Annotated in this window: 19 protein-coding genes; 7 read left to right on the plus strand and 12 right to left on the minus strand. The window is 60.3% G+C overall.

Annotated elements, in window-relative coordinates:
* Positions 1–199: 199 nt before the first annotated feature.
* The 6 genes from fdhF to HEQ17_RS02045 all read right to left on the minus strand — a co-directional run bounded on the left by fdhF (position 200) and on the right by HEQ17_RS02045 (position 10601).
* Positions 200–2992, minus strand: a complete 2793-nt coding sequence (gene fdhF, locus HEQ17_RS02020; protein WP_296291028.1) for a formate dehydrogenase subunit alpha — start codon at positions 2990–2992, stop codon at positions 200–202.
* The gene (locus HEQ17_RS02025) at positions 2989–4710 is read right to left on the minus strand and encodes an NADH-ubiquinone oxidoreductase-F iron-sulfur binding region domain-containing protein (RefSeq protein ID WP_296291029.1); all 1722 of its coding nucleotides are present in this window, start codon (positions 4708–4710) and stop codon (positions 2989–2991) included. The genes fdhF and HEQ17_RS02025 overlap by 4 nt, the downstream gene beginning before the upstream one ends.
* A gap of 6 nt (positions 4711–4716) precedes the next feature.
* Positions 4717–6030 (minus strand): benzoyl-CoA 2,3-epoxidase subunit BoxA, encoded by a 1314-nt coding sequence (gene boxA / locus HEQ17_RS02030; protein ID WP_296291030.1) that lies wholly within the window; start codon positions 6028–6030, stop codon positions 4717–4719.
* Between the two features lie 308 nt (positions 6031–6338).
* Complete coding sequence (boxB, locus tag HEQ17_RS02035) at positions 6339–7766, minus strand: benzoyl-CoA 2,3-epoxidase subunit BoxB (protein ID WP_296291031.1); 1428 nt, start codon at positions 7764–7766, stop codon at positions 6339–6341.
* 102 nt (positions 7767–7868) lie between these two features.
* Entirely contained in the window at positions 7869–9527 is a 1659-nt protein-coding gene (boxC, locus tag HEQ17_RS02040) for a 2,3-epoxybenzoyl-CoA dihydrolase (RefSeq protein ID WP_296291032.1), read from the minus strand.
* A 159-nt stretch (positions 9528–9686) separates the two neighbouring features.
* Positions 9687–10601, minus strand: coding sequence for a helix-turn-helix transcriptional regulator (locus HEQ17_RS02045; RefSeq protein WP_296291196.1), 915 nt, complete (start codon positions 10599–10601; stop codon positions 9687–9689).
* 167 nt (positions 10602–10768) lie between these two features.
* On the opposite strand from HEQ17_RS02045, the gene HEQ17_RS02050 reads away from it, so the two are divergent.
* Positions 10769–12331 (plus strand): benzoate-CoA ligase family protein, encoded by a 1563-nt coding sequence (locus HEQ17_RS02050; RefSeq protein ID WP_296291033.1) that lies wholly within the window; start codon positions 10769–10771, stop codon positions 12329–12331.
* 47 nt (positions 12332–12378) lie between these two features.
* On the opposite strand, the gene HEQ17_RS02055 is transcribed toward HEQ17_RS02050, so the two are convergent.
* Together HEQ17_RS02055 and apbC are read right to left on the minus strand one after the other, a co-directional pair.
* A complete protein-coding gene (locus HEQ17_RS02055; RefSeq protein WP_296291034.1) occupies positions 12379–14763 on the minus strand; it encodes a response regulator in 2385 nt (794 codons plus the stop codon).
* A gap of 126 nt (positions 14764–14889) precedes the next feature.
* Positions 14890–15978, minus strand: a complete 1089-nt coding sequence (gene apbC / locus HEQ17_RS02060; protein ID WP_296291035.1) for an iron-sulfur cluster carrier protein ApbC — start codon at positions 15976–15978, stop codon at positions 14890–14892.
* 86 nt (positions 15979–16064) lie between these two features.
* On the opposite strand from apbC, the gene metG reads away from it, so the two are divergent.
* The 6 genes from metG to panC all read left to right on the plus strand — a co-directional run bounded on the left by metG (position 16065) and on the right by panC (position 21454).
* On the plus strand, positions 16065–18158 hold the full coding sequence (metG, locus tag HEQ17_RS02065; RefSeq protein WP_296291036.1) for a methionine--tRNA ligase: 2094 nt from the start codon (positions 16065–16067) through the stop codon (positions 18156–18158).
* A gap of 122 nt (positions 18159–18280) precedes the next feature.
* Entirely contained in the window at positions 18281–18586 is a 306-nt protein-coding gene (locus tag HEQ17_RS02070) for a hypothetical protein (RefSeq protein WP_296291037.1), read from the plus strand.
* 28 nt (positions 18587–18614) lie between these two features.
* Positions 18615–18818 (plus strand): DUF3460 family protein, encoded by a 204-nt coding sequence (locus tag HEQ17_RS02075; RefSeq protein ID WP_296291038.1) that lies wholly within the window; start codon positions 18615–18617, stop codon positions 18816–18818.
* A gap of 16 nt (positions 18819–18834) precedes the next feature.
* On the plus strand, positions 18835–19686 hold the full coding sequence (locus tag HEQ17_RS02080; protein ID WP_296291039.1) for a ScpA family protein: 852 nt from the start codon (positions 18835–18837) through the stop codon (positions 19684–19686).
* A 35-nt stretch (positions 19687–19721) separates the two neighbouring features.
* Complete coding sequence (panB, locus tag HEQ17_RS02085; RefSeq protein ID WP_296291040.1) at positions 19722–20591, plus strand: 3-methyl-2-oxobutanoate hydroxymethyltransferase; 870 nt, start codon at positions 19722–19724, stop codon at positions 20589–20591.
* Between the two features lie 14 nt (positions 20592–20605).
* Positions 20606–21454, plus strand: a complete 849-nt coding sequence (gene panC / locus HEQ17_RS02090) for a pantoate--beta-alanine ligase (protein ID WP_296291041.1) — start codon at positions 20606–20608, stop codon at positions 21452–21454.
* A gap of 13 nt (positions 21455–21467) precedes the next feature.
* On the opposite strand, the gene ruvC is transcribed toward panC, so the two are convergent.
* From ruvC to HEQ17_RS02110, 4 genes are read right to left on the minus strand one after another with little or no spacing between them, the layout of a single operon-like run.
* Entirely contained in the window at positions 21468–22016 is a 549-nt protein-coding gene (gene ruvC / locus HEQ17_RS02095; protein ID WP_296291197.1) for a crossover junction endodeoxyribonuclease RuvC, read from the minus strand.
* A gap of 26 nt (positions 22017–22042) precedes the next feature.
* Complete coding sequence (gene mtgA / locus HEQ17_RS02100; RefSeq protein WP_296291042.1) at positions 22043–22774, minus strand: monofunctional biosynthetic peptidoglycan transglycosylase; 732 nt, start codon at positions 22772–22774, stop codon at positions 22043–22045.
* A 3-nt stretch (positions 22775–22777) separates the two neighbouring features.
* The gene (locus tag HEQ17_RS02105) at positions 22778–24832 is read right to left on the minus strand and encodes a ribonuclease catalytic domain-containing protein (RefSeq protein WP_296291043.1); all 2055 of its coding nucleotides are present in this window, start codon (positions 24830–24832) and stop codon (positions 22778–22780) included.
* A 42-nt stretch (positions 24833–24874) separates the two neighbouring features.
* On the minus strand, positions 24875–25459 hold the full coding sequence (locus tag HEQ17_RS02110) for a YqiA/YcfP family alpha/beta fold hydrolase (RefSeq protein ID WP_296291044.1): 585 nt from the start codon (positions 25457–25459) through the stop codon (positions 24875–24877).
* Positions 25460–25464 lie beyond the last annotated feature (5 nt).

Below are 25464 nucleotides of genomic sequence, written 5' to 3' on the forward strand. Positions count from 1 at the left end.
TCATCAACCCAGCATGGTTTTGTTCAGCAAGGGTAAACGCAAAGCGAAAACCATGCGGCGAACGGGCTCGAAGCGGAAGGTGAAACGAGCACCGCGCATCTCGACGTTAATCAAAATCAATTCAACCGCCTTGGCCAGATCGGTCAGCCCACCGTGGGCGCAGCCGCATCACCGGCCCATGGGCGCAAACCGCTGCCGATCATGCGTTCACCGGGGTTGCCGCTTCCATCCGCACGGCGCAGTATTTGAATTCTGGGATCTTGCCAAACGGGTCCAGCGCCGCGTTGGTCAGCAAATTGGCCGCTGCCTCCTGATAAGCAAAGGGGATGTACACCGTGCCCAGCGGCGTGCCGTCGTCCTGGCGCAGCTGCAACAGCACCTTGCCGCGCCGCGAGGCAATGCGCACAAGCTGCCCGGCCTGCAACCCCAGCCGGCGCAACTCGCTGCCGTGCATCGAGGCCGTGGCCGCAGGCTCCAGCGCATCGAGCACACTGGCGCGGCGCGTCATGCTGCCGGTATGCCAGTGCTCCAGTTGCCGCCCGGTGATCAGCACCAGCGGGTATTTGGCATCGGGCAGCTCGTTGGCCGGGATAAGACTGGCGGGCACCAGCCGCACTCGACCGTCTGCCGTGGGAAAGTGGTCATGGAAGACGATCGGCTGACCCGGATCGTCTGCAGTCACACAGGGGTAAGTGACCGAGCCCGCGTCCAGGCGCGCCCAGTCGATGCCGCCAATGGCCGGGGCCATGGCCTGACGCATTTCTTCATAGACCTCTGCCACACCCGCTTGCTCGCCTGCGTAGTGCCAGTTCAGGCCCATGCGCTGGGCGATCTGCTGGATGATCCATAAATCGGGCTTGGCATCGCCCGGCGGCAACACGGCTTGGCGGCCCATCTGTACCGTGCGGTCGGTGTTGCTGACGGTGCCGGTCTTCTCGGGCCAGGCGCTGGCGGGCAGCACCACATCGGCCAGCCAAGCGGTTTCGGTCAAGAAGATGTCTTGCACCACCAAATGCTGCAAGCTGGCCAACGCGTGGCGGGCATGGTTCAGGTCCGGGTCGCTCATGGCCGGGTTTTCGCCCATGATGTACATGCCGCGCACCTTGTGCGGGTCGGTGTCTGGCGCGAGGGCCTTGTGCATGATTTCGACCACGGTGTAGCCAGGTTGGTCGTCGAGCTTCGTGTCCCAGAACTTTTCAAACCAGTCGTGTGCTGACTTGTCGGCGACCCGTTGGTAATTGGGGTACATCATCGGGATCAGGCCGGCATCGCTTGCGCCCTGCACGTTGTTTTGGCCACGCAAGGGGTGCAGGCCGGTGCCGGGGCGGCCAATCTGCCCGGTGATGCTGGCCAGCGCAATCAGGCAGCGCGCGTTGTCGGTGCCGTGCACATGCTGGCTCACGCCCATGCCCCACAAAATCATGGCGGCTTTGGCCTTGGCGTAGGCCCGTGCCACTTCGCGGATGGTGTCGGCCGGGATGCCGCACACCGCGCTCATGGCTTCGGGTGTGTAGCCCTGCACATGGGCCTTGAGAGCGGCCACGTTGTCGGCACGCTCGCGCAAAAACTGTTCGTCGCACAGGTTCTCGGTGACGATGACGTGCAGCATGGCATTGAGCAGCGCCACATCGGTGTCGGCCTTGAACTGCAGGTTGCGCCAGGTGTGGCGACCGATGTCGGTGATGCGCGGGTCGGCCAGCACGATGCGGGTGCCGCGCTGGGCTGCGTTCTTCATCCAGGTGGCGGCCACCGGGTGGTTGTTGGTGGGGTTGGCGCCGATGACGATGATGAGGTCTGAATGCTCGACATCGCGCACCGGGTTGCTGACGGCCCCTGAGCCCACCCCTTCGAGCAATGCCGCCACACTGGACGCATGGCACAGGCGCGTGCAGTGGTCCACGTTGTTGCTGCCAAAGCCGGTGCGCACCAGCTTTTGGAACAAGTAGGCTTCTTCGTTGCTGCCTTTGGCCGAGCCGAAACCGGCGAGGGATTTGGGGCCGTGTTGGTCGCGCAGCGCATTGAGCGGCTGGGTGGCCAGATCGAGTGCTTCTTCCCAGGTCGCTTCGCGGAACACTTCGCGCCAGTGGGTGTGGCCATCCAACAAGGACACATCTTTGGCCACCCCCGCTTTGCGGATCAGCGGTTGGGTGATGCGGTCTGGGCTGTGGATGTAGTCCATGCCAAAGCGGCCCTTGACGCACAAACGGCCTTCGTTGGCCGGGCCAGCGCGGCCTTGGACGCTGATGATTTTTTCGTCTTTGACCTGGAAAGTGACCAAACAACCCACGCCACAAAACGGACAGACCGAATCGACTTCGCGGTCCACCTTTTGCGGGCCCATGTGGGTCTTGGGCATGAGCGCGCCGGTAGGACAAGCCTGCACGCATTCGCCGCAACCCACGCAACTGCTGCCCCCCATCGGGTCGGCCAGGTCAAACACCACTTGCGTGTGCGCGCCCCGAAAGGCCAGACCAATCACATCGTTCACTTGCAGGTCGCGGCAAGCGCGTTCGCAGCGGTTGCACTGAATGCAGGCATCCAAGTTCACGGCCATGGCCGGGTGGGACAGGTCGGCAGGCACCGCCTCACGCTTGAGCGCTGCCAGTTGCGGGCGCACCTGCACGCCGTGGTGCTCGGCCCATTGACTCAGTTCACCGTGCGGGGCCTCGGCACGGTCGTCCAGCCATTTGTGGCCCTGCTCGGGCAGATCGGCCAGCAGCATCTCCAGCACCATCTTCTGACTTTTGACAGCGCGCTCACTGTCGGTGCGCACCTGCATGCCGGGCGTGGCGCTGCGGCAGCAGCTGGGGGCCAGGGTGCGCTCACCAGCCACCTCGACCACACAAGCGCGGCAGTTGCCGTCTGGCGCCAAGCCTTCCTTGTGGCACAAATGCGGGATGGCGATGCCGAGGTCTTTGGCGATGTTGAAAATGCTTTTGCCGGCAGGCGCTTCTACCGATTGGCCATTGAGGGTGAATTGAACGGTGCTCATGCTTTCACCACTGCGCCCACTTCGTGCGGAAAATAATCCAGCACACACCGTATCGGATTCGGCGCGGCCTGACCCAAGCCGCAGATGGATGCATCGCCCATGACCTGCGCCAAGTCTTGCAAAGTCTCGGCATCCCAGACTTCAGCCGTCATCAGTTGCGCTGCTTTGTCGGTGCCCACACGGCAGGGTGTGCATTGGCCGCAACTCTCGTGTGCAAAAAAGCGCATCACGTTCAGCGCAGCTTCGCGGGCACTGTCGTGTTGGCTCAGCACCATCACGGCGGCCGAACCAATGAAGCAGCCGTGCGGCTGCAGGGTGTCAAAGTCCAGCGGCACATCGGCCAAGCGCTCAGGCAAAATGCCACCGCTCGCCCCACCTGGCAGGTAGGCGTAGAGCGTGTGCCCCTCGGCCATGCCGCCGCAGTGTTCATCCACCAGTTCACGCAGCGTGATGCCCGCAGGCGCAAGCTTGACGCCCGGCTGCTGGACGCGGCCGCTCACGCTGAAGCGGCGCAGGCCTTGGCGGCCTTGACGCCCTTGCGCGGCAAAGCGCTCCGCGCCATGCTCGATCAGTTCGCGCACCCAAAACAGGGTTTCAAAGTTATGTTCCAGGGTCGGGCGTCCAAACAGCCCGACCTCGGCAATGTAGGGCGGGCGCATGCGCGGCTCGCCGCGTTTGCCTTCGATGCTCTCGATCATGGCGGACTCTTCGCCGCAGATGTAGGCGCCCGCGCCACGGCGCAATTCGATGCGCGGCAAGGCACAAGGCGGGTTTGCCTGCAATGCGGCCAACTCTTCGGTCAACATCACGCGGGCCTCGTGGTACTCGTCGCGCAAATAGATGTAAACCGCCTCGCAACCCACCACACTGGCAGCGATCAGCACGCCTTCCAAAAAACGATGCGGGTCGGCCTCCAGGCAAGTGCGGTCCTTGAAGGTGCCGGGCTCGCCTTCGTCGATGTTCACCGCCATCAGACGCGGTCCGGGCTGGCTGCGCACGATGCGCCATTTGCGACCGGCCGGAAAACCTGCGCCACCCAGGCCGCGCAAGCCAGAAGACTCCAGCACCTGGATGACCGATTCATGGTCTTTCAGGCCTGTGGCCACTTGCAAGGCCAGCTGGTAGCCCCCGGCTTTTTTGTAATCGTCGTAATGCAGCGCATGGGGCAAGGCCAGAGGCTGGATGTTGTTATCGCCCACCAGAAGGGTCACGCCTTCGGCCGTCGCCTGCGCCACTGCCTGCTGGCCCACTTGCGCCGCAGGCGCTTGCTCGCAGCGGCCCAAACAAGGCACGTTGACGACCTGCACGTCGCCCGACAGATCCCGCTGCAATTGGCGCAGCAAGCTGTCACTGCCCGCCAAACTGCAGCTCAAGCTGTCGCACACCCGCACAGTGATGCGCGGGGCCGGTGCATCGTCTTTCAGGATCTGAAAGTGGTGATAAAAAGACGCCACCTCGAACACCTCGACCACCGGCAAGCGCATCTCGGCGGCCAGCGCCACCATGTGGCGCTCAAAGAGAGCGTGGAAGTGGTCGTTCAACAGATGCAGGTACTCGATCAGCAAATCACGGCGGTGGCCACCTTCGGGTGGTGAACCGATCAAAGTATTCACCTCGGCGCGCGCATCGGGCGAGGCCTGACGACCTTTGAGCTGGGACCTTGGCTGGCGCAATTTCTGGCGAACTTGGTCGAGACCGATGTGGATGGTATTGGCCATGCGGGGTCAGTAGGTTTCGAGGTGCAGACGGCCTTCTTTTTTCAGCGCCGCGCCTACGGTATCCCAATCAAGACCGGCGTTCTGTGCGATATCGCGCAAGGCCATCACCACGCCCTCCTCCATGCTTTTGAGGCCACAGACATAAAAGCAGGTGTTCGGGTCTTTGAGCTGCAGCGCGATGTCGGCGGCGCGCTCGCGCAGCGCGTCTTGCACATAACGCTTGGGCTTGCCCACTTCGCGCGAGAAAGCAAACTCGGTGTCAATGAAATCTTTGGGCAGGTTGTTGAGTGGGCCAAAGTACGGCAGCTCCGCGGGCGTGCGGGCACCGAAAAACAGCATCAGCTTGCCCCCTTCGAACTTGCCGCTGGCCCTCAGGCGGCGACGCCACTCGGTCATGGCCCGCATGGGGGCAGACCCTGTACCCGTGCAGATCATGACGATGTTGCTCTTGGGGTGGTTGGGCATCAGAAAGCTCGCGCCAAACGGCCCAATCACCTGCACCTTGTCACCGACCAACAGGTCGCACATGAAGTTGGAGGCCACGCCACGCACAGCTTGGCCATCGTGGTCTTCGAGCACGCGCTTGATGGTGAGCGAAACATTGTTGTGCCCTGGGCGCTCGCCGTTGCGGGGGCTGGCAATGGAATACTGGCGCGCATGGTGCGGCTTGCCGTTGGCATCCAGCCCAGGCGGGATGATGCCAATCGACTGGCCCTCGAGCACCGGGAAAGGCATGCTGCCAAAGTCGAGCACGATGTGGTGCGTGTCGTAGTCTTGCTGGCCAACTTGTTGGCCGACCTCGGTCACGCGCAGGTTGCCCGTGACGGTAGCGGTGATGGTTTTGTCTTGCGCCTTGGGGCTATAGAGGTTGGTATAGGCGTGGGCCGCAGACCAAGGAGGAATCGTCGCACCCAACTGGGCCGAGTTGAAGCCCGAAGCAGCGGCGGTGCTGACGGCCGAAGCCGAGGAAGAGGTAGCCGATTGCAATGCGGTTTGCGCTTGTTCTTGTGCGGTGTCTGCGACGCCGCCCGCAGCAGCCAACTCTTGAGCACTCAGTTCTGCGGGCAGGTCGTACCACTTGAGTTGTTCTTCGATGCTGTAGGCCTTGGCCTTGGGCACCATGCGCCAGTTGTCAATCGAGCCTGTCGGGCATGGTGAGATGCAGTCCATGCAACCGTTGCAGATGTCGGCCTTGACCACGTAGTTGAGCGAGTCGTGCGTGATGGCACCGACCGGGCAGATCGCTTCGCAGGTGTTGCAGCGGATGCAGATTTCCGGGTCAATCAGGTGTTGCTTGATCAGCGTCGCTTCGGTGCTCATGTCTTGGCTCTCTTGTGTTTGTCTGTTTTGTCTTGCTTTAGTCTGCGTGGTCCGCAACGGCATGGCTGTGGGCCGGGCGCCTCATGCTGGGGTACCAGAAATCGGCGCCCGGCCCACAGCCATACCGTCGCTCAGTGGCTACTTCAACCGTGCAAGTCTACTGGCAGCCTGTGCCTGCAGCACACCCATGTCATTGAAAGGGGAAGGGGCGGGTGACGATTTTCGGTACCCCGTCATGAGGAACCCGCCCCTTCCCCTGTCAACTGCCGCCCCCGCAACGAGTCAGAGGCAGCAGTCAAATCAGAACATCAGTTGAAGCGAACGTAATCAAAGTCCACTGGCTGACGGTTGATGCCCATGACGGGTGGCGCGATCCAGTTGGCGAACTTGCCTGGCTCAACGACACGACCCATCAGGCTGGCCACATAAGCGCGGTCTTCGTGGGTGGGCAACCACTCGCCCACTTGCGCCATCCACTGCTCGTCGGTCACCACGCGGCCATCAGGCGTGATCTTGGAGCCCGACAAGGAGCCGATGTTGCGGTGGAAAGCCTTGTGAGGGGCGGTCAAGGTGAAAGGAATACCGGCCTTGCTGATCACGCGGTTCCAACGTTCGATGCCGCCTTTGGAATCGGTGATGTAGTCGTCGCGCAGCACTTCGTTCAAAGCGTTGAGCATCGGCACTTCTTTCTCGATCAGCTTACCGCCTTCAACCGACAAGATTTTGTAGCTGTTGCCCTTCAGGACGTGGTCATCACCGCGCTTGCCTTCTTCGTAGCGGCCCTTGAGGCTCGAGCTGTAGAAAGTGGCGGCATTCGACGACTCGTCGGCACCGAACAAGTCGATGGTCACCGAGAAGTGGAAGTTGATGTAACGCTGGATGGTGGGCAAATCGATCACACCGGCAGCGCGCAGTTTGCCCACGTCGTCGGTTTTGAGCTGGTTCATCACATCCACAGTGCGCTGGATGGTGCGGCTCACGCCGGACTCGCCCACAAACATGTGGTGCGCTTCTTCGGTCAGCATGAACTTGGTGGTGCGGGCCAGTGGGTCGAATGCCGACTCAGCCAAAGCACACAGTTGGAACTTGCCGTCGCGGTCGGTGAAGTAAGTGAACATGAAGAACGACAACCAGTCAGGTGTCTTCTCGTTGAACGCCTGCAAGATGCGGGGGTTGTCTTCGTTGCCGCTGTTGCGCTGCAGCAGTGCATCGGCTTCTTCTCGGCCGTCTTTGCCGAAGTATTTGTGCAGCAGGTACACCATGGCCCACAGGTGGCGGCCTTCTTCGACGTTGATCTGGAACAGGTTGCGCAGGTCGTACATGCTGGGCGCGGTCAGGCCCAGGTGGCGCTGCTGCTCGACAGACGCTGGCTCGGTGTCGCCTTGCGTCACGATGATGCGGCGCAGGTTGGCGCGGTGCTCGCCAGGCACGTCTTGCCAGGCTTTTTCGCCGATGTGGTCGCCAAAATGGATCTTGCGGTCTTGCTCGCCGGGGTTCATGAACACGCCCCAACGGTAGTCGCGCATCTTGACGTGGCCAAACTGGGCCCAGCCTTGCGGGTCCACGCTCACGGCGGTGCGCAGGTACACGTCCATGTCGGTCGAGCCTTCGGGGCCCATGTCGTCCCACCAGTTGATGAAGTTGGGCTGCCACTGCTCAAGCGCGCGCTGCAAGGTGCGGTCTTCGCTCAAGTTGACGTTGTTGGGGATTTTTTCGCTGTAGTTGATACCGGACATCATGATTTCCTGGGGGGGTTAATGGGGTTTAGGGTTTAGGTTTAGGGTTGGGCGTTGGACTCCATCTTCACGCTCAACACTCAACGCATAACGCTGTACGAATCAGACGCGATTCATATCAAACTGGACTTTCTCGCCTTTGCCGTAGACCTTCAGAGCACCCTTTTCGCCGACGGCGTTGGGGCGCTGGAAGATCCAGTTTTGCCAGGCGGTCAGGCGGCCAAAAATGCGGGTGGCCATGTTTTCCTTCTGGGCGAAACGCAGGTTGGCTTCCAAACCAGTCAAAGCATCGGGCGACATGGAAGAACGCTCTTCCAGGGCCAAGCGAATTTCGTCAGCCCAGTCAATGTCGTCAGGCGCAGCCGTGACCAAGCCCAGCGCCAAAGCGGCATCGGCGTCCAACACTTGGCCAATCGCACCGCGTGCGGCTTCCATGGCGGGCACTTCTTCATAAAAGCGGCGCTGCAGGCGGGTCTGGTCGTTGACCATGGGGAAGAAGCCGAAGTTCATCTCGCTCAGTTGCAGCTTGGGCGCTTTGTCTGCGTCGTCAGGCAGCGCCAGCATGTATGCGCGGTCGGCGCAGAACGCCAGCTCGGCCAGCGTGCCCGCAAAGCACGTGCCTTCTTCGATCAGGGCGAACAGGCTGCGCGAAGACACGTCCATGCGGGCCAGCGTGCGGCGCAGCTGGCCAATGGTCTCGCGCACCAGCCAGTGGTCTTTGTGGGCCAGCAAGGTGGCGTCAGACGCCAACACGGCCGCTGCATCGCCCAAAGTCTTGAGCACCCAGGTGCCGATGTCCAGTTCGTTGGTGCGCATGTGCAAGATGGCGTCGTCGAGTTCGCGCACCATCTGCAGCGGCCACCAGTTCACGCCTGCGGCTTCGATGCCATCGATATTCGTGGGCTGAGCAGAGGCCGGGGCTTTGACGGTGAAGGTGGCGATGCGCTTGGCGCGGTCGATGTCCACCGTGACGTTGGTGTAAGTCAGGGCATCGGCCGCGATGCTGCGGTTCAAGGGCGTCAAGCTCACGCCTTTGACGCCTGCGGTGCGGATGCTGCCAGCGGCCAGTTTTTTGGCACGAGTTTGCACGGCTTCCTTGAACACAGCGGGCTTGGCGATGGCATCGACCAGACGCCAGTCCACGGCTTTTTGACCCCGCACACCTTCCACGCTGGTGCAGAAGATATCGGCCAGGTCGTGGCGCACATGGCGCTTGTCGGTCACGCGGGTCAGGCCGCCGGTACCGGGCAACACGCCGAGCAAAGGCACTTCAGGCAACGACACGGCGCTGGAGCGGTCATCGACCAAGACGATTTCATCGCAAGCCAGGGCCAGCTCGTAGCCGCCGCCAGCGCAAGCGCCGTTCAGGGCTGCGACGAATTTCAGGCCGTCGTGCTTGCTGGAGTCTTCAATGCCGTTGCGGGTTTCGTTGGTGAACTTGCAAAAGTTCACTTTCCAGCCGTGCGTGGACACACCCAGCATGAAGATGTTGGCACCCGAGCAAAACACGCGGTCACGCGCGCTGGTCACCACCACCGAGCGCACTTCGGGGTGCTCGAAACGGATGCGTTGCAGCGCATCGTGCAACTCAATGTCCACACCCAAGTCATAGCTGTTGAGCTTGAGTTTGTAGCCAGGGCGGATGCCAGCGTCTTCGTTGATGTTGATCGACAAGGTGGCGATCTCGCCCTCAAAAGCCAGCTGGATGTGTTTGTATTGCGAGGGGTTGGTTTGGTAGTCAACCTGGAAAGCTTGCGTCATGTGGGTGTCTCCGGTGGCAAGGGGATGTTGTTTTCGATCAAAAGATGCATTTCATTGCATGTTAAATTGAATTTTAGTGCAGGTTGCATGGCCACACAATATGCACTTTAATGCATTTACTAAGTATTTACCCTAGTAAATGCATTTTTCTTCCACCCTTCAAACCGGCAGCGTCAAATGCTGGCGCACCGAAGTACGCAAGGCTTCAAAAGCCTGGTCTTCGCTGCGGCCACTGGTGTTGATGGCCAAGTCGGCCTTGGAATAAAAAGCCGAGCGACCTTCCAGGATGCGCTTGAGGTCTTCCATCGCCTCGCGGCTCGCGGCCATGGGGCGCATGTCACCCTGCGCGGCCACACGGCCCATGTGGTCAGCAGCATCGGCCTGAAGCCACACGGTCGTGCAATGCGAGAGCAGCAAATTGAAGTTGGCCGAGTCCGACACCAAGCCACCCGGTGTGGCGATGACGACTTCGGGGTAAATCTGGATCGCCTCTTCAAGCGCACGGCGCTCGTAGCGGCGGTAAGCGTTGGCGCCATAGAGGTTGTGAATCTCGCTGATCTGGCAACCGGCAAACTGCTCGATCTCACGGCTGAGCTCAATGAACGGAAAGCCCAAGTTGTCGGCCAGGCGCTGGCCCAGTGCGGTCTTACCGGCACCGCGCAAACCAATCAAGGCAATGCGGTTCTGGCGCTCTTGCGCGGTGCCGCCCTCGCCAAACAGCTCGACCAGTTGCATGCGGGCACGGCGCAGATCGGCCTCACTGCGTTTGGACAACAACTCGCGGATCAGCAGCCATTCGGGCGACGTGGTGGTCACATCGCCCAGCAACTCGGCCAGCGAGCACTGCAGAGCAGTGGCCACTTGCAGCAGCACCAGCACCGACACGTTGCCCGTGCCGTATTCGAGGTTGGCCAAATGCCGCTCGGACACATCGGCCGCCAAGGCCACGGCACGGCGCGTCATGCCTTTGCGCGAGCGCAGCATGCGCACGCGCTCGCCCAACGCCACCAGGAATGGGTTACTTTTGGCTTGCGGCCCGGTCGGATCGGTGGACAGTCTGACTTCAGAGGTCATGTTCAACATGGCTTTTCAAAAATAGGGTAAACCCTAGGACTTTTGGGAACTTGAAACATGCACTTTATTGCATACTGACAGGTAAGCACAATAGTGCATCAAGTTCTGTTTATACCGCCAACTGGCCCACTTGAACACCTGAAGCCGAAATCACTTGGAGACACCGCATGCACCACGCATCCCCACCGCCCACCGAATTCAACTTTGCCCAGCACCTGATCGCCAGCAACGCGACACGCCCCGATAAAACAGCGCTGATCGACGATGCCGGATCGCTCAGCTATGGCCAGCTGACCGAGCAGATCCGTCGCTTTGCCGGGGGATTGAAAGCGCTGGGTCTCAAACGCGAAGAACGCGTGCTGTTGCTCATGCACGACAGCTGCGACTGGGTGGTGGCCTTTTTGGGCTCGCTCTATGCAGGCGTGGTCCCCGTGGCGGTGAACACTCTGCTCACCCCCGATGACTACGCTTTCATGCTGCGCAACAGTCGCGCCCAGGCTGCACTGGTGTCCGGTGCGCTGCTGCCCGCGCTCCAAGCCGCGATGGAACTGACCCAAACAGAAGTGGGCCACGTCTTGGTTTCAAGGCCAACAGGTGCTTTGTCGCCAGGCCAGTTCAACATGGCCGACTTCGTGGCCCAAAACCCAGTCGCGCTGCCCACCTCCACAGGGGCTGATGAACCCGGTTTTTGGCTGTACTCCTCAGGCTCCACTGGTCAGCCCAAAGGCACGGTGCACAGCCAAGCCAACTTGTATTGGACGGCTGAGTTGTATGGCAAGGCGGTGCTCCATTTGCGCGAGAGCGATGTGGTGTTCTCGGCCGCCAAACTGTTCTTCGCTTACGGCCTGGGCAACGCCCTGACTTTCCCTTTGAGCGTGGGCGCAAGCGTGGTCCTGATGGCCGAGCGCCCCACCCCGGATGCCACCTTCAAGCGCATGGTGGACCACCAACCCACCGTCTTCTTCGGCGCGCCCACTGGCTACGGCGGCATGCTGGCCCAGCCCGGCTTGCCCGCCCAAAGTGCTGTGGCCTTGCGCCTGTGCTCGTCGGCAGGTGAAGCCCTGCCGCGCGACATCGCCGAGCGCTGGTCCAGCCACTTTGGCTGCGACATCATCGACGGCATCGGCTCGACCGAAATGCTGCACGTCTTTTTGTCCAACCGCCCCGGCGATGTGCGCTACGGCACGACCGGCAAGGCCGTGCCCGGTTATGAAGTGCAGTTGCGGGGCGAGGACGGCAGCGTGCTCACAGGGCACGACGAGATAGGCGATCTGTTCATCCAAGGCCCCAGCAGCGCTTTGATGTACTGGAACAACCGCGAGAAAACCCGCGACACTTTCCAGGGGGTGTGGACCAAGAGCGGCGACAAGTACAGCCGCGACCCCGACGGCTATTACACCTATGCCGGGCGCAACGACGACATGCTCAAGGTCAGCGGCATCTACGTCTCGCCATTTGAGGTCGAATCCACACTGGTGCAGCATCCGGCGATTCTGGAAGCCGCCGTGATCGGCAAGCAAGACAGCGATGGCCTGACCAAAACCAAGGCCTTCATCGTGCTCAAAGCCGGCCAGCGCCTGACGCAGGACGAAGTCAAAGACTTCGTGAAGAATCGCCTGGCCCCTTACAAGTACCCGCGCTTCATTCAGTTTGTGGCCGAATTGCCCAAGACGGCCACCGGCAAGATCCAGCGCTTCCGTTTACGCGATCTTGAAAAAACCAGCATCTGAGGGCACGCACACCTGGCAGGCTGAACTTCAACTGCTACAGGTCTGACTCACAACTGGAGTACGCGCTCGATTTGCTTTTGCAAGGCAGCCTGCGACATGGGTTTGGACACGTAACCATCTGCCCCCGCCGCGATGAAGCGCTCCTTGTCGCCCGTCATGGCATGGGCTGTGACCATCAGCACCGGCGTGCGCGCAATACCCCCGGTCTCCCGCTCTCGCAAGACCTTCAGGGCGGTCAAACCGTCCATAACCGGCATCATCACGTCCATCAAGACCACATCAAAACGCTCTTGCGCCAGCCGGTCCAGCGCCTGCTGGCCATTGGCAACCGCCGCATAGCGGCAACCCATGCGCTGGAGCATGATCTCGGCCAGTTTGCGGTTGATGTCGTGGTCCTCCACCAACAGCACCGAGCAGGTCTTGCCCTGCGCAGCAGCGGTCAGCCCCGTGTTTGGCCTGGCCGGCGTGGGGACCGCACGCACGCTGGGCTGCTCCACCAAGCGGGCGGGCAAGGTGGCCACAAATGTTGCCCCCTGTCCAGGTCGGCCCTCGGCAGTGATGTGGCCCCCCATCAGTTGCAGCAAGCTGCGCGTGATGGCCAGGCCAAGGCCCGTGCCCCCAAATGAACGGGTCACCGAGCCATCTGCCTGGGTGAAGGGGCTGAACAGGGCTTCTGTGCGATCAGGGTCGAACCCGATGCCCGTGTCGATGATGCTGATGCGCAAAAGCACCGTTTTGGGGTCCAAGACGCGCACGAGTTCGGTCCTCACGGTGACCGAGCCCCGATCGGTGAACTTGATGGCGTTGCCGATCAGGTTGGTCAGAACCTGACGCATACGCACCGGATCCATCCAAAGCAAATCGGGAATGTCGGCGGCGGTTTCCAGCCGAAAGTCCACGCCCTTGGCTGTGGCCAGTTGCTCCAGTGATCGCGCAGTGTGTCGCACGAGTTGAGCCGGACTGACCTCTAACAACTCCAACTCCAGCGCCTTGGCTTCGATTTTGGAGAAGTCCAGGATCTCGTTGATGATTTGCAACAAATGATTGGCCGAGTCGCGCGCCAAAACCAGATACTCTTTTTGCCGCGCGGGGTCCTGGGTATCCAGCGCCAGCTCGGTCATGCCCACAATACCGTTCATGGGCGTACGGATTTCATGGCTCATATTGGCCAGAAACTCACCACGCAAGCGGTTGGCCTGCTCGGCTTTTTCCTTGGCCTCGACCAGCAGTTCCTGCGCGCTCTGAATGGCGGTGAAATCCTGCATGACCCCAATGTAGAAGTGCTGGTTATCCAGCCGGGTTTCGCTGATCATCAAGCGCACAGGGAACAAACTACCGTCACGCCTGCGCCCCTGCAGAACAAGCGGCTGGTTCACCAAATTTTTCTCACCCAGGGGCAAGTAACGGTTCAAATATTGATCGTGGCTCGTCAGCTCGGCTTCGGCCATCAACATGTTCACACGCTGTCCCATCAGCGCTTGCATGGGGTAATCAAAAATGACAGCCGTGGCATCGTTGCATTGAACAATCTCGCCTTGCGCATTGGCCACCACCACCGCCTCAGGCACCGATTTGAAAATGCTTTGCAATTTGCCTTCACTCAGCCGCAGGTCCTTTTCGACCTGTTCACGCTCGGCAATTTCCTCGCTGAGCTGACGAATAGCCACTTCCCGCTCGCTGGACAACTGGTGCGCAGTCATCAAGGCCATGCGGATGCGCTTGACCGAGAACCAGATCAACAAAAATCCGAGCAACAACAAAAGCAGCAGAACCATAAAGGTGCGGTTAAGCACCCCAGTACTGGCCAGCTGCCATTGCGAAACCGGCAGCACCACCTCCAAGGCACCCCGCACATCACCCAGTTGCCAATCGGTCCGGGGCGAGCCCGGATAGTGGTTATGACAGGCCACACAACTGGCCAGCATCCGGTCGGCTTGGGCAAAGCGCAAGACGCGGCTGCCGTTGAGGACTTCTTCACGCACAAAGGGCTGGTTGGGCTTTTCCTTTAAGTGTTTCAGCGCTTGCTTCTGGAAATCGTCGAGTGAGCGATCTACCTCGCGCCACGGGAAAGGATGGTCACTGTACAAGCGCACCTGGGTGCCCCCATCGACTTTGGACAGGTAATGCCCCAGATCAATCGTCAAGGTCGCGGGCAAAGGCAAGGCGTTGTCTCGCGACTTGTAGTCGTGCGTGACCTCAAGCCCCCCCTGCACTGCGCGGGGAACCAGCTCTTGAGTGTAGAAATTTCGAAATTGCGTGACCGAATCCGCATGGGCCTGTGCACTCTCGGCTGCGTATTGCCGAACCATGGACTCGCTCGAGCGATAGGTGTAGATCACCACAAAAAGAGCCATGACGATGAGCACGCCACCGAGCCATTCCATGGGCCAGCGCTGCAGCACTTGACGACACCAATCAATCAGACGCTTCAAGTCATTTACTTTTAATGTTGATGGGAGAACGAATGATAGCAACGAACACCCCAATCACACTCTCAATCGAACAAGAGGCTCGCGCTCATGCAAGCGACCGGCACGTGACTGTGTCGCTTGGCGTGCTCAGGTGTCCTTGCTCACCTTGATCGTCGGGAACTTGTTGGAAAAGTCCTTGGCCTTGGCCGCGATCTTGACCGCCACCTGGCGGGCCACGGCTTTGTAGATCTGGGCCACTTCGCCGTCGGGGTCGGACACCACCGTGGGTTTGCCGTTGTCGGCCTGCAAGCGAATTTGCATGTCCAGCGGCAGTGCGCCCAGGTAGTCCATGCCGTATTCGGCGGCCATTTTCTTGCCACCGTCAGCGCCAAAAATGTGCTCCACATGGCCGCAGTTGGTGCACACGTGGACCGCCATGTTCTCGACCAGGCCCAAAATCGGCACGCCGACTTTCTCGAACATCTTCACGCCCTTTTTGGCGTCCAGCAGGGCGATGTCTTGCGGGGTGGTCACGATCACCGCGCCCGTCATGGGCACACGCTGACTCAGCGTGAGTTGGATGTCGCCCGTGCCAGGTGGCATGTCCACGATCAAATAATCCAGCTCTTTCCAATTGGTCTGGCGCAGCAGCTGCTCCAGCGCCTGGGTGGCCATGGGGCCGCGCCAGATCATGGCCTCGTCTTGGCTGACCAAGAAACCAATCGACATGACCTGCACGCCGAAGTTCTCCATGGGCTCCATGGTCTGGCCGTCTTCGCTCTCGGGGCGGCCTTCGATGCCCATCATCATGGGTTGGCTGGGGCCATAAATGTCGGCGTCCAGCAGACCCACTTTGGCCCCCTCGGCCGCCAGCGCCAGCGCCAGGTTGACGGCGGTGGTGCTCTTGCCCACACCACCCTTGCCAGAGGCCACGGCCACGATGTTTTTCACCTGCGGCAGCAGCGCCACGCCGCGCTGGGCGGCGTGCGCCGTGATCTTGCTGGTGACGTTGGCCGACACGTTGGACACGCCCGCCACGCCCTTGGCAGCGGCAATCAGCGCCTGGCGAATGCCGGGAATCTGGCTCTTGGCCGGATAACCCAGCTCCACGTCAAACGACACATCGCCGCCTTCGACTTGCAGGTTTTTCAGGGTTTTGGTGGAAACGAAATCTTTGCCCGTGTTCGGGTCGATCACGGTTTGCAGGGCTTGGAGAAGTTGTTCGGTGGTCGCCATGGTCTCTTTCTAGAATGGGCCGAAGTTTACCGACAAGCCAGCCCATACACCCTAAAATCAGCGATTCCCCTACAAACTGCCCCACCATGTCTGCCCCCAACGCGTCCCGCCAGCTTTTCGTCACCACCGCCCTGCCGTATGCCAACGGCAACTTTCACATCGGCCACATCATGGAATACATCCAGGCCGACATTTGGGTCCGTTTCCAGCGCATGCAGGGCAGCCAGGTCAACTTTGTGGGCGCGGACGACACGCACGGCGCGCCGATCATGATCGCAGCCGAAAAAGCGGGCAAGACGCCCCAGCAGTTCGTGGCCGACATCGCGGCAGGCCGCAAGCCTTATCTGGAAGGCTTTCACATCGCGTTTGACAACTGGCACAGCACCGACGCGCCCGAAAACCACGAGCTGGCCCGCCAGATTTACCGCGACCTGCGCGACATCCCCTTGGACAAAGGCGGCTCGCTGATCGAAGTGCGCGCCGTGGAGCAGTTCTTCGACCCGCAAAAGAACATGTTCTTGCCCGACCGCTTCATCAAAGGCGAGTGCCCCAAGTGCCATGCCAAAGACCAGTACGGCGACAACTGCGAGGTGTGTGGCGCGGTTTATGCGCCCACAGACCTCATCAACCCCTTCTCGGCCCTGTCGGGCGCCAAGCCCGAGCTCAAAACCTCGGAGCACTTCTTTTTCAAGTTGTCCGACCCCCGCTGCGTGGACTTTTTGAGCCAGTGGACCCAAGACGGCAAGCTGCAGCCCGAGGTGGCCAACAAGGTCAAAGAGTGGTTTTCGGTGCGCACCAACCCCGACGGCACGACCAGCGAGGGCTTGGGCGACTGGGACATCTCACGCGACGCGCCCTACTTCGGCATCGAGATTCCGGATGCACCGGGCAAGTACTTTTATGTGTGGCTGGACGCGCCTGTGGGCTACTTGGCGTCGCTGAAAAACCTGCTGGACAAACGCGGCGAAGATTACGCCGCCTACATGGCCAACCCCAATCTGGAGCAGATCCACTTCATCGGCAAAGACATCGTGACCTTCCACACGCTGTTTTGGCCCGCCATGCTGCATTTCAGTGGTCGCAAGACACCGAACAAGGTGAATGTGCACGGCTTTTTGACGGTGAACAACGGCGAGAAGATGAGCAAAAGCCGGGGCACGGGCCTGGACCCGCTCAAGTATTTGAGCCTGGACATGAACCCCGAGTGGCTGCGCTATTACCTGGCGGCCAAACTCTCGGCCCGCAACGAGGACATCGACTTCAACGCCGAAGACTTCATGGCGCGCGTCAACAGCGACCTGATCGGCAAGTTCATCAACATCGCCTCGCGCTCGGCCGGCTTCATTGCCAAGCGTTTTGGCGGCCAGCTGGGCAGCGTGAGCGCCGACGGTCAGGAACTCTTGGCCGCCCTGCAAACCACCACACCCGCCATTGCCGCTTTTTACGAAGAGCGTGAATTCGCCAAAGCCTTGCGCGAAGTCATGCTGCTGGCCGACAAGGTCAACAGTTATGTGGACCAGAACAAACCTTGGGACCTGGCCAAAAAAGAAGGCCAGGACGCCCGTCTGCACGACGTGTGCACCGCCTGCATCGAAGCCTTCCGCTTGCTTTCGCTGCAGCTCAAGCCCGTGCTGCCTGCACTGGCCGCGCAGGTCGAGACCTTCTTGAACGTCGCCCCCTTCACCTTTGCCCAAGCCTCTCAGCTGTTGGGTGCGGGCCACACCATCAACGCCTACCAGCACCTGATGCAACGCGTCACTCCCGAACAACTCGAAGCCCTGTTCGAGCCGCCTCCCGTGGTCGAAGAAAAGCTCATCCCCGGCGGCGAAGAAATTGCCCCCACCATCGGCCTCGACGACTTCGCCAAAATCGACCTGCGCATCGCCCAAATCGTCAACTGCGAACCGGTCGAAGGCTCGGTCAAGCTGCTGCACCTGACGCTGGATGTCGGTGAAGGCAAGCTAAGGAACGTCTTCAGCGGCATTGCCAGCGCCTACAAACCCGAAGACCTGATTGGCAAACTGACGGTGATGGTGGCCAACCTGGCACCGCGCAAGATGAAGTTTGGCGTGAGCGAAGGCATGGTGCTGGCCGCCAGCCATGCCGACGACAAAACCAATGCCGGCATTTACGTGCTGCACCCCTGGCCCGGTGCCAAGCCTGGCATGCGCATCCACTGAGGCGCTAGCCCGTCAAAACCCAGAGCGCATGCGGTGGCACCATGCTTTGCATGTATTCGGCTTGACCGCCTCTGATGCCTTTTCGTAGCCGCCTCCAACCGTTCACCAGCCACTACAGCATCATGCCGCTGTCGAACTTTGTTCTCAGCCATACGACCAGTGGGCACCCCGTGATGCGTTGGGATAACCGCCGATTGATTGCACTGAACCGCTCGGAGCTGAATGCCATGGATCAGTTCCAGCGCAGGCCCAGCCAAAGCGGTGGCTGCTTGGTGCTCAAATGCCTCAACCCGCACCTGCGGACTTTTCTGGCACTTTCAGCGCTTGCCCAACACATTGTTCTCATGGGATACGGCGTGGCCCCAGACAGGCAGGCGAAGACGATGTGCAACCGCGAAAGCCGCTCGATCAGACCCCTAAACCCGTAAAATGGCGGTTTTCTCCGACAGGCCCGACATGTTCCCTTTTGCCCGCCCGCATTACACCTCTGACACCACCCAGTTCTTGGAACGCCTCAAAACCGAGCACCCCGAGCTGGAAGCGCAACAGCGCCAAGGACGCGCCTTGTTGTGGGACACCGGCATGGATGCGCAATTTCAGGCCAACGCCAAAGCCGCTCGCGTGCCTCAACAACCCTACGTCTACCAAACCAAGGCTTGAACAAGCAGGCCACGGCATGAGTTCCGCCCTGTCCGAATTCGACAACTCGCCTGAAGGCGTGGATTCGGCCTTGCCCGTTGTGATTGACAACGTGGCCGTGGCCCGCCTGTACGGTGAGCCACTGTTTTCGATGCCTCGGGACTTGTACATCCCGCCAGATGCCCTCGAAGTTTTCCTGGAAGCCTTTGAAGGCCCCCTGGACTTATTGCTCTACCTGATCCGAAAACAAAATTTCAATATCCTGGACATCCCCATGGCAGGCGTGACACGCCAGTACTTGAGCTATGTGGATGAAATCCGCCTGCATAACCTGGAATTGGCCGCCGAATACCTGCTGATGGCCGCCATGCTGATCGAGATCAAGTCCCGCATGTTGCTGCCGCCCAAACGCGCTGCAGACGGCGAAGAAGCCGAGGACCCCCGCGCTGAACTGGTGCGTCGCCTGCTCGAATACGAACAAATGAAGCTCGCCTCGGTGCAACTGAACACAATTCCACAGCATGGAAGGGATTTCTTGCAGGCACAGGTTTACATGGAGCAAAGTCTGCTGCCGCGTTTTCCGGAAGTCAACATGGACGAATTGCAATCGGCTTGGCGCGACATCCTCAAACGCGCCAATCTGGTTCAGCACCACAAGATCAGCCGCGAAGAACTCAGCGTACGCGAGCACATGAGCATTGTGCTCAAGCACCTGCAAGGTCGAAAATTTGTCGAATTCGAGCACCTCTTTGACCCCAGCTTGGGCACCCCTGTCTTGGTGGTCACCTTCATTGCCCTTTTGGAGTTGGCCAAAGAAACCCTGATCGAGATTACACAGGCCGAAGCATTTGCGCCCATCTACGTCAGACTGGCCTACGCGCCCCATTGATCGGGTCGGACGCCCCGACTCAGAAAACCTTGCCCATGATCGCACCCTCTGTCACGCCGTACGGCACCCTTCCACCAGCTTCACCCGTGGCCACCCGCAAACCCATCAGTCTGCCGCGCCTGAACGAGATGCGAGAGCGGGGTGAAAAGATCACCATGCTCACCGCCTACGATGCCACTTTTGCAGCAGTTGCAGACGCAGCAGGCGTCGAATGCATTCTGGTCGGTGACTCCTTGGGCATGGTTTGCCAGGGCCTGTCCAGCACCGTGGGCGTGAGCCTGGACACCATGCGTTACCACACCGAAAGCGTGGCCCGTGGTGTTCGGCGTGTACAAGGCACCAGCTGGATCATCGGCGATTTACCCTTTGGCAGCTATCAGGCGTCACGTGAGCAAGCCCTTCACAGCGCCACTGTGCTCATGCAGGCAGGTGCGCACATGGTCAAGCTCGAGGGGGGCGGCTGGACCACCGAGACAGTACGGTTTTTGGTCGAACGGGGCATTCCGGTCTGTGCTCATCTCGGACTGACTCCGCAAACCGTTCACGCTTTGGGCGGTTACCGCGTGCAGGGTCGGGGCGACACAGCAGAGAAATTACGCCATGAAGCCTTGGCACTACAAGACGCCGGGGCCAGCATGCTGGTGCTGGAAATGGTGCCTGCTGCCCTTTCTGCCGAACTCACGCTGGCCCTGACTCGCTGCCACACCATTGGCATTGGTGCTGGCCATGGCACCGCAGGCCAGGTCTTGGTGATGCACGACATGCTGGGCATCAACCTGGGCAAGAACCCCAAATTCGTGCGTAATTTCATGGTCGGCCAAGGCAGCGTGCTCGAAGCCATGAGCGCCTATGTGCGCGCCGTCAAAGACGGCAGCTTCCCTGACAACACATTGCACGCCTGGTAAGGGCCTTTTTTCTCATGCTCATTGCCCGATCGATCTCCGAACTGCGCCAACACCTGGCCACCAGCCATCGCCCTGCTTTTGTGCCCACCATGGGCAATTTGCACGCAGGTCACATTCAACTGATTGAACAGGCCAAACCCCAAGGCGATTGCACGGTGGCCAGCATATTCGTGAACCGTTTGCAGTTTTTGCCGCACGAAGACTTTGACAGTTACCCCCGCACCTGGGAGGCCGATTGCGCCAAGCTGGAAGCGGCTGGCTGCAATGTGGTGTTTGCGCCGCGCGAAATTGACCTCTACCCGGAAACCCAAACCGTCAAAGTGCATACCGATCCGGCGCTGGGCAATATCCTTGAGGGCGAGTTCCGGCCCGGGTTTTTCACAGGGGTCTCCACCGTGGTCATGAAGCTGTTCATGAGCGTGTTTGCGGGCAAATCTCAGGGCGTGACCGCATTTGGCAAAAAAGACTACCAGCAACTGATGGTGATCCGGCAGATGGTGCGCCAGTTTGCCCTGCCGATTGAAGTGGTGGGTGTAGACACCTGCCGCGCCGAAGACGGTTTGGCGCTGAGTTCACGCAATGGGTACTTGAGCGCATCCGAACGGACCGAAGCCTTGCAACTGAGTCTGGCCCTGCGCGCCTTGGGACGCGATGCCTTGGCCTCCTCCCACGCCTTGGCTGCCCAACGGCCCAGCCTGGAGGCCAAGGCCATGGAAGGTTTGCGCCAAAGGGGTTGGCAACCAGACTACCTCACGGTCCGTCGTCGCCACGACCTTCAAGCCCCAAAAGCCGGTGACGCGCTGGTGGTTTTGGGTGCGGCGAAGTTGGGCACGACACGCTTGATTGACAACTTCGAAATTTGAAAGCTCGCACGGCTCAGTGACTGCGTCCGCTTCTGAACATGCCGTGGGTTTTGCGGCTGAGCACGCCTTGTGCGGCCAGCTTGTTCATGGACGGACTGGCATGGGCATGTGTGATGGCCAGGCCTAAAGCATCGGCAGCATCTTGACGGGGCAGCACAGGCAGTTGCAGCAAGCGCTTGACCATTTCCTGAATCTGCGATTTGGCGGCTCGGCCATGACCAGTGACCGATTGTTTCATCTGCAAGGCGGTGTATTCGGCCACCGGCAGGCCGCAAGACACCAAAGCCGTTACACAACATCCACGGGCCTGCCCCAATAACAAGGTGGCTTGCGGGTTGATGTTGACGAACACAATCTCCACCGAAGCCACATCTGGCTGGTAGCGTGCGGTGATTTCACGTATCCCGTCATAAATCACTTTGAGCCGTGCGGGCAAGTTGCCCATTTCCTCCCGAGTCGTTTCGATCACACCGCTGGCCACATATTGCAAACGGGAACCGGTGATGTCAATCACGCCAAACCCGGTGGTTTGCAGGCCAGGGTCGATCCCCAAAATACGCAATGCAGAAGGTGTGGTCGTGGTCAGGCTCATGGCAACACCACATCATTCATGCGTCCCATGATGGTCTCTGCACGCTGCGCCAAATAGGACGACTGGGGCAGTTTTTCAAAATGGCGAGGCCGGGGCAACATGACCGCAAGACGCGCCGACTCCCATGCACCGAGTTTGAGGGCGCTCTTGCGGAAGTAATGCTGCGCTGCCGCTTCAATGCCAAAGACGCCCTCACCCCACTCGACGTTGTTGAGGTAAATCTCAAGGATGCGATTTTTGCTCAAGAAAATCTCCAGGGTCAGCGCGATCAGCAACTCCTGGGCTTTGCGCACCAAGCTGCGTTCGCCAGACAGGAACAGGTTTTTGGCCAGTTGCTGAGTGATGGTCGACCCCCCGACGATTTTCACCGTAACCGGTTTATCAGGCTGCTTTGCGGTACGTTTTTCAGCTTGGGCTTTGGCCTTGGCATTTTTTTGCCAGGCACTTTCAAGCGATTGCCACCAGACACCCTGATGCTCAACGAATGCTGCATCTTCAGAAGCCACCACTGCACGCTGCAGTTTGGTGCTGATGGCGTCCAATGTGACCGTCTCCTGACGCCACGGCAGTTGCCCCTGGCGGATGACAATTTGCCAAGCTTGTGAGCGCTGGAAACTGGTGGACTCGGGCATCACCCAGTTCATGCTCAATATCCGCAGCACAAAAAACAGCTGCAAGCCTACAAAGGCCAACAGCAGGAGCATCAACCAACGTCCGAATTCACGCATGGCTTAGGTTGACAAGTCCTGCGGGCTATCGCCGAGGTCTACCGCAATGGTCACAGGACCTGCAGGCAAGTTGTCCTCGTCCTCGGTGTCTTCAACCTCCATCACAGCCTGAGCGTCGGCATCCAAGTGCTCAGTCACGGTGCCGCGCACATCCAGCGCCATCAGGTCCACGTCGGCCAGCTTGACGCGCACCCGCGCGCCACGCGGCAGACTTTGCGCGCCCATCACGCTGAACATCAGGGGCAAGGTCTCAGCGCGCACCAGCCAGATGCCACCGCCCATTTCCTTGACCAGGCTGGCTTCAAGCTCTTCAATGCCTTGCTGCTGCAGATGGCGCAACGTCCAAAAGCGTTCCATGCTGGACTGCACGCTGTTGTAGGCGCTGTAGGCCGCATCAAAGCCGCTGATGATGGAAAACAACTCGGCGTCTTTGGGCTTGAAGGGCGCGGCCAATGCGGCCGTGGCGCCATGCTTGGCACAAGCAATGATTTGCCACTGGTTGACCAGGTCGGTGTAACGGCGCAGCGGCGAGGTGCTCCAGGCGTAGCTGGGCACGCCAATGCCGGCGTGCGGCAGCGCCTTGGTGCCCATGCGCACCTTGACGCCTGGGGCCAAACTGGCCTGGCTGCGGTAGATGCCGGGCACGCCCAACTGTGCCAGCCATTGGCCCCAGGTGCTGTTGGCCAAAATCATGGCCTCGGCCACCATCAAATCGAGCGGTGCACCGCGCTTGCGGGTGCCGATCAACACCGTCTCGTCGCCTGTGGGGGGCGTGTCGTTGCTGTTCCGCTCGAGCTTGAAGCTGTAGTCCGGGCGGTTGAAGTTTTCGGGCTTGCCGCGCACCACTTCGCGCCGCGCTTTCAGGGTCTGGGCCAAACGCCAGTAAAACGCCAGCGTGTCGCGGCTGACCGGCACATCGGCGTGGTCGCTCAGGTCTTGGCCCTCCAGCCATTCGCGGCTGATGCGATCGTCCAACTGGTCGTGGCGCAGGTTGACCAAAATCGGCACCCGCTCCAATCGGGTGACAGCGCTTTGCACCTCCAGCGTGTCTTCTCTGAGTGTCAAGTACAAAGACACGGCAGGGCAATTGCGCCCTTCGGTCAGGGTGTAGGCCTGCACCACGCTGTCAGGCAGCATGGTGATTTTGTAGCCAGGCATGTAAACGGTGGACAGGCGGGCGCGGCCCAATTGGTCAATGGCGCCGCCCGGCGTCAAGGCCAAACCGGGTGCGGCGATGTGGATGCCCACGGTGACTGTGCCCGTGCCCAGGCCTTGCAGGGACAAGGCATCGTCGATTTCGGTCGTTTGTGAATCGTCAATCGAAAACGCCTGCACCGGGGCCAGCGGCAAGTCGTCGGTGATGGCGGGCGCTTGCAAGGGGGGAAAGCCGGTACCCTTGGGGAACAGGTCAAACAAGAACCGTTGCCAATGGAAATCCCAGGCCGAAGCGATGGCCCCTGCGTTTTGCAGCAAGTCCAAAGGCGCCGTCTGGCTGCTTTTGCTGGCCTCGACCACGGCCTTGTACTCGGTGGTGTTTTTGTCGGGTCGAAACAGGATTTTGTAGAGCTGCTCGCGGATCGGTTCAGGGCAAGTGCCCGCCACCAGATCGTCCGACCAGGCTTCGATCTGGGCCTGGACCTGCTTTTTCTTCTCGATGGCCAGCAAAGCCTGCTGCACGATCTCGGACGGGGCTTTCTTGAAACGGCCCTTGCTGCCCCCTCGGCGAAAGTAGTGCGGCGCTTCATGCAGGCGCAGCAAAGCAGCTACTTGCTCGACCGTGCTGGCGTTGTTGCTGAAATAGTCTTTGGCCAGGTCGCCAAAGCCGAACTCCTCGTCCGGGGCGCATTCGTAAGCCAGTTCCAACTCGATGGTCTGGCTCAGCACCCCAGCCTCGGCCAGCAAAGCGGCCGGGGCCGGTTTGTCAAACTTGAGCAACAGGTGGGCCGCCTTGACCTTGACCCGTTTGCCGGAGTCGAGTTCGACCTGCGCGGAAGCCTCGGCTTCGGCCATGATCCGTCCGGCCATGAATTTGCCGGCATCTTCAAATAATGCGTACATGCGTTGATTTTCCCATGCCACCCGCCCATTAGAGGCGCAGACTCAGGCCAAGCGCAGAAATTCCAGGATTTGCGGCAAGTAAATCTCGAAATCGCTCAGGGCATGGTCGCTGCCCTCGATCAGCCGCACCTGACCCGCCTGGTGGCGGGCGAACATTTCTCGCCAATCCAACACCTCGTCACCTTGGGCAATCAAAGCCAGCGTTTCGGGCGATGTTGGCGAGGGCTGACTTTCCAGATCTGCCAGTTCCTGCAAATGGGCGAGTTCGAAAAAAATGCTTTCTGCCGGGTCGTGCCAGCCCGGATGTTGCCCGATGTAGCGTGCCAAGTCGCGCGAGGGATGCACCGCTGGGTTGATCAGCACCGCCGGACAGGCCAGGTACGCCGAAAGCCAAGCAGCATAAAAACCGCCCAGTGAGGAGCCCATGAGCGCCATCTGATCGCGGGGCCAATCGGCCACGCCTTGCAGCAGCATGTCGATGGCTTGACGAGGAGAGGCGGGCAATTGCGGACACCACCAGATGACCTGAGGGTATTGGGCCTGCACGCAGCGGGCCATGGTTTGCGCCTTGGTCGATTGGGGTGATGAACGAAACCCGTGCAGGTACAACAAATGCGTCTTGACCATGCTCC

Origin of the sequence: Limnohabitans sp., assembly GCF_023910625.1 — a bacterium.
Classification (GTDB): Bacteria; Pseudomonadota; Gammaproteobacteria; order Burkholderiales; family Burkholderiaceae_C; genus Limnohabitans_A.

Bases quoted from the DNA above. Each gene is read 5' to 3' on its own strand.
- metG (WP_296291036.1), top strand. From the start codon at position 16,065: ATGTCTGCCCCCAACGCGTCCCGCCAGCTTTTCGTCACCACCGCCCTG.
- apbC (WP_296291035.1), bottom strand. From the start codon at position 15,978: ATGGCGACCACCGAACAACTTCTCCAAGCCCTGCAAACCGTGATCGAC.
- HEQ17_RS02105 (WP_296291043.1), bottom strand. From the start codon at position 24,832: ATGTACGCATTATTTGAAGATGCCGGCAAATTCATGGCCGGACGGATC.
- HEQ17_RS02080 (WP_296291039.1), top strand. From the start codon at position 18,835: ATGAGTTCCGCCCTGTCCGAATTCGACAACTCGCCTGAAGGCGTGGAT.
- HEQ17_RS02110 (WP_296291044.1), bottom strand. From the start codon at position 25,459: ATGGTCAAGACGCATTTGTTGTACCTGCACGGGTTTCGTTCATCACCC.
- HEQ17_RS02045 (WP_296291196.1), bottom strand. From the start codon at position 10,601: ATGACCTCTGAAGTCAGACTGTCCACCGATCCGACCGGGCCGCAAGCC.
- panC (WP_296291041.1), top strand. From the start codon at position 20,606: ATGCTCATTGCCCGATCGATCTCCGAACTGCGCCAACACCTGGCCACC.
- HEQ17_RS02050 (WP_296291033.1), top strand. From the start codon at position 10,769: ATGCACCACGCATCCCCACCGCCCACCGAATTCAACTTTGCCCAGCAC.
- mtgA (WP_296291042.1), bottom strand. From the start codon at position 22,774: ATGCGTGAATTCGGACGTTGGTTGATGCTCCTGCTGTTGGCCTTTGTA.
- panB (WP_296291040.1), top strand. From the start codon at position 19,722: ATGATCGCACCCTCTGTCACGCCGTACGGCACCCTTCCACCAGCTTCA.
- HEQ17_RS02075 (WP_296291038.1), top strand. From the start codon at position 18,615: ATGTTCCCTTTTGCCCGCCCGCATTACACCTCTGACACCACCCAGTTC.
- HEQ17_RS02025 (WP_296291029.1), bottom strand. From the start codon at position 4,710: ATGGCCAATACCATCCACATCGGTCTCGACCAAGTTCGCCAGAAATTG.
- boxA (WP_296291030.1), bottom strand. From the start codon at position 6,030: ATGAGCACCGAAGCGACGCTGATCAAGCAACACCTGATTGACCCGGAA.
- boxC (WP_296291032.1), bottom strand. From the start codon at position 9,527: ATGACGCAAGCTTTCCAGGTTGACTACCAAACCAACCCCTCGCAATAC.
- boxB (WP_296291031.1), bottom strand. From the start codon at position 7,766: ATGTCCGGTATCAACTACAGCGAAAAAATCCCCAACAACGTCAACTTG.
- HEQ17_RS02070 (WP_296291037.1), top strand. From the start codon at position 18,281: ATGCCGCTGTCGAACTTTGTTCTCAGCCATACGACCAGTGGGCACCCC.
- fdhF (WP_296291028.1), bottom strand. From the start codon at position 2,992: ATGAGCACCGTTCAATTCACCCTCAATGGCCAATCGGTAGAAGCGCCT.